Below are 12,711 nucleotides of genomic sequence, written 5' to 3'. Positions count from 1 at the left end.
CCCGTCAATTCCACACCTATTTGCGCTTTTTTTACTCAAACCCTCTTCCAGTTTTGTAGTTTTCTAAAATTTTGTTGAGGTTTGTCATATTCTTAAGCATTCATCCCGTGTTTTTGTATTAGTAAATAGTGTGTTGGGTTTATACTTATCCTATGGTGCTAGTTAAAAATATATCTATTTGAAACGGCAATGCTAAAGAGCAATATCGCATTAGCTATTTATTTGCTTGATAACTCTTTGCTGCTCTTTGTTTCAGCCACTCCCCTGGTTCGAAGATATTAATTAGCAAGTTGTTCTCTATACCCTCGTGAACACTATGAATACATTAGAAAAAATACAAAAAAACCTGGAAAATTTCAGCAAGTCTGAGCGTAAAGTCGCCGAAGTCATTATGGCTTCACCTCAAACTGCTATTCATTCTAGTATTGCTACGTTGGCGAAAATGGCCGATGTAAGTGAGCCCACTGTTAATCGCTTCTGCCGTCGTTTAGATACGAAAGGCTTCCCTGACTTCAAATTGCACCTAGCTCAAAGCTTGGCAAACGGGACACCTTATGTGAACCGCAACGTTGAAGAAGATGATGGCCCAGATGCCTACACGCATAAGATCTTTGAATCGACAATGGCGTGTCTGGATGTGGCTAAAAACAGCCTTGATTCGATGCAAGTGAACCGTGCGGTTGACCTGCTAACACAAGCTAAGCGCATCTCATTCTTCGGTTTGGGTGCTTCTTCGTCTGTGGCGAAAGATGCTCAAAACAAGTTCATCCGTTTCAACATTCCAATCACATGTTTTGAAGACATTGTGATGCAACGAATGAGCTGCATTAACTGTAGTGACAACGATGTTATCGTTCTGATTTCACACACTGGCCGTACTAAGAGCCAAGTCGAAATCGCGAACTTAGCGCGTGAAAACGGTGCAACGGTTATCGCTATCACCGCGAAGGACTCTCCACTGGACAAGGCAAGCTCACTGTCGATTTCACTGGATGTGCCTGAAGACACTGACGTTTACATGCCAATGGCAAGCCGCGTAGTACAGATGACTGTCATCGATGTACTGGCAACGGGCTTCACACTGCGCCGTGGCACAGGTTTCCGCGAGAACTTAAAGCGTGTCAAAGAGTCACTGCGTGATTCTCGCTACGAGAAATACTCTCAGTTCTAATGCTGTACATAATCATTAAAAAATGGAGCCAATTGGCTCCATTTTTGTTTTGTGCTTTTTCCAAGTGATGGCTCATCCTTAACGCCTCTGATTGAAGCTTAGATCGTCCAGCTATTGCCCTTCTCAACAACACTGTTTTCTGAGGCGTATGAGTTAATAATGGTAAAGCTTGATTCCTTAGCCCCTTCACTATGCGTTTTATGCTGATGCTGAACCGGATCGCAACTGCAATCACGGCACACTTTTTCCAAGATATGGACCAAGCGCGCTTTATTGAGCGGTAGCGGGTTGCCTTTAATTGCAACTGACTTCATCGCATCCTCTGCGACATCAGCAAATGGGGTTTTACACACGCCGAAATGCAACAGGCTCGGTATTTCAAGTGTCTCTAACAATTCAGACAACCAAGAGACCGACTGCTCCTCAATCGCGTTATTATCCCCTGTGACTATCGCTGCGATACGCTGATAGCGAGTTAAGATATCTTCCCTGCCTTGCTCTCTTGCCACCTCAATGTTCTCTAACATTACTAGCGGGGCTAAACGCGCGGTAATAATACTGTGCGGGGCATGGATTTTCCCGCCAAGTGCAGACGCTAAACCATGCGCAGCGCCAAGCTTGGCATTTGTAATCGCCATACCACCTAGCATGGAAGCAAAAGCCAAATCAGAACGGGCCTCTGGTTGATCTTCCACACACGCCTTCACCACCGAAGCACTCAGCTTTCGTAAACCCTCTTCACAGATCATATCGGTTAATGGGTTTGGGTCACCACAAACGTAGGCTTCCATCAAATGGGTAAACGCATCCATCGCGCCACGACCCGAGAGGTAAAGATTAGTGCCATAGGTCAGCGTTGGGTCGACAATGGCAACATCGGCCAGCATGTCTGGACTGCGCAGGCTGATTTTGACCTGATCTTGTCCCGATTTGAGCACCGCATTTTTAGTGACCTCAGCGCCTGTACTGGCTGTGGTCGGAATGGCAATGAAAGGCAGTGGTTTGGCCTTGAGTGGCACGTTACGCCCTACGACTTCTACATAGTCATAGACATTACCTTGGTTGGGTAAAATCGCAGCCAACGCTTTCCCCATATCAATGGCACTGCCGCCACCCATCGCTATCACCATATCGGGTTTAAAACGTCGGGCCGAAGTCGCAGCCTCTTCAACCATCTTAATATTGGGCTCACCGGATACAGCGATGTGTTGATAACGCATACTTTGCGAATCGAGATATTCGGTCACGATCGTGGTTCTGTCTAAATTACTCCCCGTCACCAGTAAGACACTGTAGCCATACTGGTTAAACTGAGACAGTGAAGACTGTAATGCTCCTTCACCAAAGATGATCTTTGTAGATGTCATAAATTGAAACATGGTGCCTCCTGCGCCTATGACCAAACAATACTACGAACTCTTGGTTGCTGTGGTTTGCTAAAACGATATAAATCAGTGGATAAATTCAAATGCGGTCTGAATCACCTAACTGCCTGACTCATCTAACTACAAGATGCCTGTAACTGAATCGAATTTTTTTGACTCGGTGCAACTTGTCGCATTAAAAGAAGCTCAAAGTCAGATTCTTAGCGCTAATTCACATTCTGTGCCCTATCTCCTTGCTGTGCGCGAGGGCATTTTATGAAAGCCAACAGGTGAATGAATACTATTTAAGCTGATAGGCAAAACCTATTGCATTAACAGGCAATTCCATCTTTATTTCCCTATGTCATTAAGGCATAGTTGGTCTTAAGAATTTTGAGTCGTATTCGTTTAAGAATAGTTAACAATAATAGGTTAACGAGCCTCATCCCGTATTTAGGAGAAATGAAATGTTTGTAGTAATCTTTGGTCGCCCTGCTTGTCCATTCTGTGTTCGTGCTAAAGAGCACGCTGAGACTCTTAAAGCTAAGCGCGATGATTTCAACTACCGTTATGTTGACATTCACGCTGAAGGCATCAGCAAAGCTGACCTAGAGAAAACAGTAGGTAAGCCAGTTGAAACTGTGCCACAAATCTTCATCGACCAAGATCACATCGGCGGTTGCACAGAGTTTGAAGCATACGCAAAAGAGAACCTAGGTCTTTTCGATTAATCGAAAACCGATATAAACAGAGCGATAGCCAATAGCAAACGCCTGTAAAATCAGAGACAAATCTCGATTTAAAAGCTCACGCCACTCGCGTGAGCTTTTTTAATGGATAGAACAAAAATGAATCACGTGAATTTCAAGTAAAATAGTAAATTAGCGCTTATAATTTATTTATAATTAGATACAATTCACATCTCTACACTACCTTATGTTTCACGCCTTATATTGAGCTGCTGCTGTGAATATCGACGTTGTACTTTTGCTTGAGCAAAACCCTATTCTTCTCATTTTTGTCGTATTAGCGATTGGCCTTGCCATTGGTAAAATCCGCTTTGGAAATCTTCAACTAGGTAACTCTATTGGTGTCTTAATCACCTCACTCGTAATGGGTCACCTTGGCTTCTCATTCAACGCAGAAGCACTCACTATCGGTTTCATGCTGTTCATCTACTGTGTGGGTATTGAGGCAGGACCAAACTTCTTTGGTATCTTCTTTAGAGACGGTAAGCATTACCTTATCTTGAGTTTAGTGGTGCTCTCAACGGCGCTCGCCCTCACCTACTTCAGTAGCGAGTACCTAGGTTTAGGCTTTGGTCTATCAGCCGGCATGATGGCGGGAGCGTTAACAGCAACACCGATTCTGGTAGGTGCGCAAGATGCCCTCAACTCAGGGCTTGCAGAAGTACCACGTAACATGGATATCGGTCTGGTCATCGAAAACTTGTCTGTCGGCTACGCGATGGCTTACTTAGTCGGCCTTATTAGTATGATTATGTTTGCTCGACTGATTCCTAAGCTGCAAAAGGTAAACCTTCATGACTCTGCTGAGCAAATCGCGCAAGAGCGTGGCTTGGGTGCATCGGGGCAGCGTAAGGTGTATCTGCCTATTATCCGTGCTTACCGCGTTGGACAAGAGCTGATCGACTGGACAGATGGTAAGAACCTACGTGAGCTGGGTATCTACCGCCAAACAGGTTGTTATATTGAACGTATTCGTCGTAATGGCATTCTTGCCCACCCGGATGGTGACGCGATTCTGCAAGAAGGCGATGAGATCGCGCTAGTTGGCTTCCCAGACAGTCACGCGCGTCTTGATCCAAGCTTTAGAAACGGTAAAGAGGTATTCGACCGTAACCTTCTCGACTTGCGTATCGTAGAAGAAGAGATCGTCGTAAAAAGCGACAGTATTGCAGGTAAGCGTCTTTCAGACCTTAATCTCTCTGAGTATGGCTGTTTCTTGAACCGTGTAGTACGTGCACAGATTGAAATGCCGATGGATTTGAACATCGTCTTGGCGAAAGGTGATGTGCTTCAAGTGAGTGGTGAGAAGAGCCGTGTTCATGGCCTAGCTGAGAAAATCGGTTTCATCTCGATTCACAGCCAAATGGCTGACCTAATGGCATTCTGCAGCTTCTTCATTCTGGGCATTCTGTTTGGTTTGATCACCATGACTTTCGGCCAAGTGTCGTTTGGTCTTGGTAATGCGGTTGGCCTACTGCTTTCGGGCATCATGCTCGGCTTCTTGCGAGCAAACCACCCAACCTTTGGCTACGTGCCTCAAGGGGCTCTGAACATGGTCAAAGACCTTGGTTTGATGTTCTTCATGGTCGGCATCGGCTTGAGTGCCGGTGGCAAGATATTTGAGCACTTAACTCAGGTAGGTCCGCAAGTCATAGGCATCGCTCTCATAGTCAGTGTGCTGCCTGTTATCTTCGCTTATCTTGTGGGCGCTTATATCCTCAAGATGAACCGTGCACTGCTGTTTGGAGCCATCATCGGCGCAAGAACCTGCGCACCTGCAATGGACATAGTAAACGACCACGCACGTTCTACGATTCCTGCACTGGGTTACGCAGGTACATACGCGATAGCCAACATATTGATGACCCTAGCCGGTACTTTCATCATCATTATCAGCTAACGACTAGATTGGTTCAGATTTTTCTAATGCACTAATTCAGCTTTGGGTTAGTGCATTTTTTATTGCTCCAAATCTTGTCGTACCCGCTCTTCTATCTTTTCTCATCTCGAAACTCGTATCTCGTATCCGCCCTTAATTCCCTTCGTATCTCGAATCTCGTCACTCGTATCTGCTCTCAACTCCCTTCGTATCTCGCTACTCGAATCCCGTGTCCGCTCTTAATCTCTTCGTATCTCGGCACTCGCATCCCTCATCTGCTCTTTAATCTGCCCCAATAAAAAAGAGGCACTCAATGAGCACCTCTTTCGTATTTAAACCAAGCAATTAGAATTAGATGTCTACTACATCAAACTCAACAGCTGGGTTAACGTCTGCATCGTAGTCTACGCCTTCAACGCCGAAACCAAACAGCTTCAAGAACTCTTCTTTGTACTCTACGTAGTCAGTCAGTTCTTTTAGGTTTTCAGTCGTGATTTGTGGCCATAGGTTACGGCAGTGTTCTTGGATATCTTCACGAAGTTCCCAGTCATCTAGACGTAGACGGTTCTTGTCATCCACTTCTGCTGCGCTGCCGTCTTCTTTGTATAGACGTTGGCTGAACATGCGGAAGATCTGTTCCATACAACCTTCGTGTACGCCTTCTTCACGCATCTTCTTGAATACCATTGCGATGTACAGTGGCATTACTGGAATTGCTGAACTTGCTTGAGTCACAACAGACTTAAGAACAGCAACGTTCGCAGTGCCGCCAGTTTGACCTAGTTTCTCGTTAAGAGCCGCTGCAGCGCGGTCTAGGTCCATCTTAGCTTTACCTAGCGCGCCATCCCAGTAGATTGGCCAAGTTAGCTCAGTACCAATGTAGCTGTATGCAACTGTTTTACAGCCATCAGCAAGAACACCAGCTTCAGAAAGCGCGTTGATCCAAAGTTCCCAGTCTTCACCGCCCATTACGGTTACTGTATCTTTGATCTCTTCTTCTGTTGCAGGCTCAACGCTTGCTTCAATGATCGTGTCTTTGTTTGTATCAACTGCTGTTGAAGTGTAAGTCTCACCGATAGGCTTAAGAGAAGAACGAACAACTTCGCCAGTCTCAGGCATTTTACGTACTGGAGAAGCCAGAGAGTAAACCACCATGTCAACTTGACCAAGGTCTTCTTTGATTAGGTCAATTGTCTTTTGCTTAGCTTCGTTAGAGAAAGCGTCGCCATTTAGGCTCTTTGAATACAGGCCTTCTTCTTTTGCTAGCTTGTCGAATGCTGCTGAGTTGTAGTAGCCAGCTGTGCCCGGCTTTTTCTCAGTACCAGCTTTTTCGAAGAAAACACCGATAGTTGAAGCGCCGCCACCAAATGCAGCTGCGATACGAGAAGACAAGCCATAGCCACTTGAAGAACCCACAACAAGTACACGTTTTGGTGCATTTGCAATTGGGCCTTGAGCTTTGGTGTAAGCGATTTGTTCTTTTACGTTAGCTTCACAACCAACTGGGTGTGTTGTAGTACAGATGAATCCGCGAATTCGAGGTTTGATGATCATATTCAACTTCCTTAAAAAATCCCTGTTAGGATAAAAGTTTCGTCTACAAATGGCATCTAATTTCTTCAAAAATGTGGCTAAAATGCAAGTGGTTGGAGCACTCGGGTTGTATTTGCAGACATTTGTTCAAAATTCTAGCAAAGTTCTGGTTTAGTGATGTACAAATACAAAAAAGGCACCTCGAAAGGTGCCTTTTGATGATATTTCTATCAAGCAACGCTATTTAGCTTAGGTTTCAGCTCTTTTCGCGTCAAAGTTTCACTATAGTCGTGGCTAAAGTGGTCAACTTGAATGGCAGCGTAGCGCAGTTTGTCTGCTGCCAAGATTTGGTCAACTTCAGCTTGTGTCAGTACGTCTGCTGCCAGTGCTTGCGCTAGACGGTCAGCCAAAAGACCTTTACGGTCAACTTTACCTGCTTTCACTGCTTTGAAAATCTTACGCTCTAGTGGTTTGATGTCATACATTGCCACAAACGCATTTTCCATTAGACCAACGCTGTCATCTTCGTCTTGGCCAATGTAGCAAAGGTGCGTTAGGCGCTCACGGTGCGCTCCCGGAGTCATTAGACTTTCTGCAAGTTTCACTGTTAGCGTATCGCTAGGCTTCTCGAAGTGGTTGCCCACTGGGAAGATTAGCCCTTTCAGAACCTTACCCACTACCTTGTTAGGGAAGTTACGGTAAGCTTCCTGTAGCGACTTAGCCGCGTGATGGAAACAGTGCTGTACTGCGTAGTGCAAGTAATCTAGGTCAGCTTGTTGACGACCTTCATCTTCATACTTCTTAAGCGCAGCAGATGCCATGTATAGGTAGCTTAGACCATCACCTAGACGTGCAGAGATTAGCTCTTTACGTTTCAGCTCACCACCTAGCGTTAGCATCGCAAAGTCTGCACTTACTGCTAGCGCGCGACTCAAACGAGTCAGGTCTTGGTAGTATGGTTTTGTTGGACCGCTCATATCGGCTTTAATGAACTTAGAGCCTGTTAGTGCAGCGCCAAATGCGCCAAACGTGTTCTTAGTTGCGTGGGAGATGTGCTTGAACAACAAGTCATCAAAGTCTTTCGCACCTTGCTTCTCATCTGGATTTGCCGCCGCTTCCATCTCGCTCAGTACGTATGGGTGACAACGTGTTGCACCTTGACCAAAGATCATCAGGTTACGTGTCAGGATGTTTGCACCTTCTACTGTGATTGCAACTGGAATACCTAGGTAAGGTGCAGCCAAGTAGTTCATTGGACCATCTTGAATAGCACGACCTGAGTGAATATCCATTGAATCGTTCAAAATAGTACGCGCCATCTCTGTCATGTGGTATTTCGCGATAGCCGTTACGATGCCCGGTTTCTCTTTTAGGTCTAGAGAAGTCGTGGTCAGCGTACGTGTTGCTTCAAGCAAGTAGGTTAGACCACCGATACGACCTAGGCTCTCTGCGACACCTTCAAACTTACCAATCGACATACCAAATTGCTTACGAACGTATGCGTATGCGCCTGTAGTACGTGCAGTCAGGTGACCCATTGCTGTACCCAGTGCTGGTAGTGAGATACCACGACCGGCAGACAGACACTCAACCAACATACGCCAGCCTTTACCTGCGTAATCTGCACCGCCGATTAGCCACTCCATCGGGATAAACACATCATGACCACGGGTTGGACCGTTCATGAATGCAAGACCGAGTGGGTCATGACGCTCACCAATCACGACGCCTTCATGATCAGCAGGAATCAACGCACAGGTAATGCCGATATCTTCTTTATCGCCCAATAGTTTTTCTGGATCGTGCAGTTTAAACGCAAGACCAAGTACCGTAGCAACTGGCGCCAGCGTGATGTAACGCTTATTCCAGTTAAGGCGGATACCCAATGTCTCTTTGCCTTCGTGCATGCCCATACACACAGTACCCACATCTGGGATACCACCCGCATCAGAACCCGCTTCAGGGCCGGTTAGAGCGAAACATGGAATGTCAGTACCGTCAGCTAAGCGCGGTAGCCAGTAATCTTTTTGCTCTTGAGTACCATAGTGAGAAAGCAGCTCACCAGGACCAAGCGAGTTCGGAACCATTACTGATACTGCGGCACTGATACTGCGCGTCGCAATCTTGGTTACGATTGTCGAGTTAGCAAGAGAAGAGAAATTTCGACCACCGTACTCTTTCGAGATAATCAGCGAGAAGAATCGTTCTTTTCTTAAGAAGTCCCACACTTCCTTTGGAAGGTCACGGTCTTCTTTCACAATTTTGTGGTCGTCAAGCATTTCAAGCAGAGCTTCTAGCTCATTATCCATGAACGATTGCTCTTCAGCCGTCAATTGTGGCTTAGGGTATTGATGCAGCTTTTGGAAATCTGGTTTACCAGAAAACAGCTCTCCATCCCACCAAACACTACCGGCTTCCATCGCTTCTTTCTCAGTGCTAGAAAGTGGCGGCAGTACTTTTTTGAAGAGTTTAAAAGCTGGGTCACTTACCCATTTTTGTCTTAGAGAGCTCATAGTTCAGATCCTTTTGTTCACTATTTTTGGTGTGAAATTTTGCTTCTTATTGTTCTATTCGTTCGCCGACATTCCTGCCGCCAAATAAGGAATCAAGATATCGACAACCGCTTTTGCATCGACCTCTCTTCCGTAATCATTTTCTGATATTTCCATCAGAGCTTGGCTTGAAGCCATGGTGAAAACACAAGTCCCTAGGGTGAAGTGCAATCGCCAAAATAACTGTTCTTGCGTTAGGCTCGGATTCGCTTTCATTACTGATGCCGTAAACAGCCCTAATACTTCACTGTAACGAGTGGTGATAAACCAACGTAGGTGACCTTGAACATCGGTATAGCCACGTCCAATCAGCAACATAAATCGACTGGTGCCGTCTGGTCTCACATCGTTCAGGGAGCGCAGTGGTGATCTCAGTGATTCGAATACGTCACTCATAGTGTACGTTTCGTTCAGATTGAGGTTCACTAACGCGTCGTGAAGTGCTGGCATGAACGCTTCCAAGTAGCGATTGATCACCGCTCGAACCAAGGTCTTTTTATCGCCGAAGTGATAATTTACCGATGCAAGATTCACATTGGCTTTACTCGTAATCGTGCGCAACGAGGTGTCGTTAAAGCCGTGCTCTGCAAACAATCCTTCTGCTACATCCAGTATCTTTTCTTTGGTCGAACTTCTTGGTGCCATTTCAATCACTCGTATTAAACAACTGTTTGAAATATACCCATAGAACATTTATTTAACAAGTAAGCAACATCACATTTTCACCCATTGGTCGTACCAGTGGATAAAATCGTGTGATAACACGCTGAATTATCGGCGTTTTAAAAATTAAGAAAAAAAGAACAAATTTTGTCGGAACTGAATGAAAGTTGGCGGGTCATAAAAAGGGTAACAAGTAGCGTATTTTGAAGTCTTTCTGGCCGTCAGACTTGTCCCACTCTCTTGTTACTTACTGCAATTTCCTTATTAACTCCTATACTTGTATCCGCCCAAACCGTGTTGGTTTGGGCTTTTTTTTATCTGTAGTTAGTAACTTTTGACTGTTTGAACCCATTCCTCACCTTTGATCACTCCTTTTAGAAATCCTCCATAAATCGACCGAGCAAGCTATTGAGATAATTAACAATAAGAAGTCCGAAATTTGTGTCCGTCAACAACGTGCAGTGCACCTTCTCGATCGTTATCACTCAGATCGCTGTACAGTATCCGCATTAACGTTAATTTTTTTATCTAAACTTCTCATTTTCCAAGCAAATGTCCTAAGCTTCGAATACAAGGTCAGTTTTTTCCAACCACCTGAACTTGTCATCATAAAGAGACAGTCAAAAGTAGAAGGAGAACTACTTTGAAATTGTTCAAATTATCTTTGTTGAGTTGCCTCATTGTCGCAACTCCTATTGGGGCACAAACGCTAGAACAATCAGTCGCTATAACACTTGCTACAAATCCAGAGCTGAAAAGCATCTTTAATGAGTTTGCGAGTGTACGAAGTCAAAACGATGCTGCAGGAGGCGCTTATCTTCCTAGCATCGATCTAGACGCCGGTATCGGGTATGAGGGGATCAATCCAGCCCCGAATAATGGCCCTGATACAGATCTGACGCGTAAAGAGGCGACTGTATCGCTAACTCAATTACTTTGGGATGGCTCTGCCACGCTCTACAACATGGATCGAACTGCGGCTGAAGCCGAGTCGGTTCGTTTACAACTGCTTGCTGATGCAGAAGACAAGGCGTTAGAAGTAACGCAAGTCTATCTTGATGCGGTAAAGGCGACTGAAGTCTTAGCTCTATCTGAAAGTAACCTGTCGGTTCACAAGAAGATATACAAAGACATCAAACGCCGCGCTGAATCAGGCATCGGCTCAACAGCGGATGTCTCTCAGGTAGAGGCTCGTATCGCAAAGGCTCATGGTAACCTTTTGGCGGCGCAGAATAACCTGATTGATACCCACACTCAGTTTAGGAGGATCGTCGGCCAAGAGCCGTTGGGTCTCGTATACCCACGTGCTGATGTGTCAAAGATCCCTCTTTCACTGACCGATGCTTTGGTGTTTGCTTATGAACATCACCCAGTGATCCAAATCTCTGGCGCCGATGTTGACGCTGCACACTTCCAATATAAGCAATCGAAAGGTGTTAACTACCCTACTTTCTCAATTGAGGCTTCCCAGACGTGGCGCGATGATGCGGGCGGTGACGAAGGCTCAAGTGACGAGACACTCGCCATGCTGCGTATGCGTTACAACCTGTATAACGGTGGTAGCGATTCTGCAGAGAGTGAAAGTGCGGCTTACCAGCTAAACAAAGCCAAAGATCTTCGTGATAGAGCTTATCGACAAGTAGAAGAAGGGCTTCGCTTGTCATGGAGCGCACTGGACCTAACCCTTCAGCAAAAGAACTTCTTATCTGATCATGTGGACTCTGCTGCCGAGACTGTAATCGCTTACCAAAAGCAGTACCGCATCGGGCAACGAACCTTGCTTGATGTACTCAACACTGAGAACGAACTGTTTGAAGCTCGTAAAGACTACTTAGATGCACACTATGCAGAGCAATACGCTAAGTACCGAGTGTTGAATGCGACGGGAACACTACTCGATGCCATGTTGGTCGACGTTCCTGAAGAATGGACAAGAGCAATGGAGTATTGAACATGAAATCTATGTATCTCATTTTACCCGCTTGTCTCATTTGTCAGCCGTTGATGGCCTATGAAGAAGAGCCCTATGACGAGACACCCCTGGCTGTTCAGATCGCCGATTTAAAGGACGATGATTTGGATGGCGTGATTAACGCCCGTGACGACTGCCCTTCTACACCAAGAGGTGCATTAGTCGATAACGACGGCTGTGGTGAAAAAGTTCGTGAGCAAGAAGTGAAACAACTGCGAATCCTCTTTGCTAACGACTCCTACGAAATCAATCCTGTGTTCTCTGATCAGATCCGTCAAATGGCTCTCTTCTTAGAGACATACGAATCAGCCTCTATCGAAGTACAGGGCTATGCAAGTAAAGTTGGCTCTGCGGAGCACAACCTTGCGCTTTCAAAGGAGCGAGCACATGCAGTTGAAGATAGATTGATTGCAAACGGTGTTGAACCTGAGCGTGTCCGTATCGTTGGTTACGGCGATACACGACCAGAAAGTGCCGGAGACGATGCAACCTCACATGCTCTCAATCGCCGCGTAACAGCGACCGTTGTGGGCTTAAATGAAGAGATTGTTGAGGAGTGGACGATTTTCACCACCCTTGAAAAGTAGCTTCAAGACAACATTGAGCTTTGCGCTCGTTTAAAAGTATTGAGCTTAGTAGAGCTACTGAGCTGTTGAGGACTAATAAAGTATCGTGAAAGCTTAGGATAACAAACCCAAAACAACGTCAGGTGGCTGGGTAAAAGGCTTAAACAATAAAGCCGTGATGAGTTAAATCATCACGGCTTTTTCGTTTCTTTGTCATCATGTTTTAATCGGTATTAGCGGCTCCTGTCTGAACCAGCCAATA

At 45.6% G+C, this 12,711-nt stretch carries 9 protein-coding genes; 5 read left to right on the top strand and 4 right to left on the bottom strand.

Features of this window, described 5'->3' with window-relative positions:
* Positions 1–316 precede the first annotated feature (316 nt).
* Complete coding sequence (locus KI655_RS16765) at positions 317–1,171, top strand: MurR/RpiR family transcriptional regulator (protein WP_261902762.1); 855 nt, start codon at positions 317–319, stop codon at positions 1,169–1,171.
* A gap of 98 nt (positions 1,172–1,269) precedes the next feature.
* On the opposite strand, the gene KI655_RS16760 is transcribed toward KI655_RS16765, so the two are convergent.
* Positions 1,270–2,550: an iron-containing alcohol dehydrogenase gene (locus KI655_RS16760; protein WP_285407288.1), complete on the bottom strand. Its 1,281-nt coding sequence runs from the start codon at positions 2,548–2,550 to the stop codon at positions 1,270–1,272.
* A 452-nt stretch (positions 2,551–3,002) separates the two neighbouring features.
* On the opposite strand from KI655_RS16760, the gene KI655_RS16755 reads away from it, so the two are divergent.
* On the top strand, positions 3,003–3,266 hold the full coding sequence (locus KI655_RS16755) for a GrxA family glutaredoxin (protein WP_004741562.1): 264 nt from the start codon (positions 3,003–3,005) through the stop codon (positions 3,264–3,266).
* Between the two features lie 235 nt (positions 3,267–3,501).
* Positions 3,502–5,184: an aspartate:alanine antiporter gene (locus KI655_RS16750; RefSeq protein ID WP_285407279.1), complete on the top strand. Its 1,683-nt coding sequence runs from the start codon at positions 3,502–3,504 to the stop codon at positions 5,182–5,184.
* 330 nt (positions 5,185–5,514) lie between these two features.
* On the opposite strand, the gene fabV is transcribed toward KI655_RS16750, so the two are convergent.
* The 3 genes from fabV to KI655_RS16735 all read right to left on the bottom strand — a co-directional run bounded on the left by fabV (position 5,515) and on the right by KI655_RS16735 (position 9,893).
* Positions 5,515–6,717: an enoyl-ACP reductase FabV gene (gene fabV, locus KI655_RS16745; protein WP_285407277.1), complete on the bottom strand. Its 1,203-nt coding sequence runs from the start codon at positions 6,715–6,717 to the stop codon at positions 5,515–5,517.
* Between the two features lie 209 nt (positions 6,718–6,926).
* On the bottom strand, positions 6,927–9,209 hold the full coding sequence (locus KI655_RS16740; protein WP_285407275.1) for an acyl-CoA dehydrogenase: 2,283 nt from the start codon (positions 9,207–9,209) through the stop codon (positions 6,927–6,929).
* Positions 9,210–9,263: 54 nt separating this feature from the next.
* Positions 9,264–9,893: a TetR/AcrR family transcriptional regulator gene (locus KI655_RS16735; RefSeq protein ID WP_285407273.1), complete on the bottom strand. Its 630-nt coding sequence runs from the start codon at positions 9,891–9,893 to the stop codon at positions 9,264–9,266.
* 661 nt (positions 9,894–10,554) lie between these two features.
* Between KI655_RS16735 and KI655_RS16730 the strand changes: the two genes are divergently transcribed.
* Entirely contained in the window at positions 10,555–11,862 is a 1,308-nt protein-coding gene (locus KI655_RS16730; protein ID WP_285407271.1) for a TolC family outer membrane protein, read from the top strand.
* Positions 11,859–12,470, top strand: coding sequence for an OmpA family protein (locus tag KI655_RS16725; RefSeq protein WP_373417307.1), 612 nt, complete (start codon positions 11,859–11,861; stop codon positions 12,468–12,470). The genes KI655_RS16730 and KI655_RS16725 overlap by 4 nt, the downstream gene beginning before the upstream one ends.
* The last annotated feature ends 241 nt before the right edge of the window (positions 12,471–12,711 follow it).

The organism is Vibrio sp. D404a (genome assembly GCF_030248535.1).
Classification (GTDB): Bacteria; Pseudomonadota; Gammaproteobacteria; order Enterobacterales; family Vibrionaceae; genus Vibrio.
This window is presented reverse-complemented; position numbering and strand designations above follow the sequence as displayed.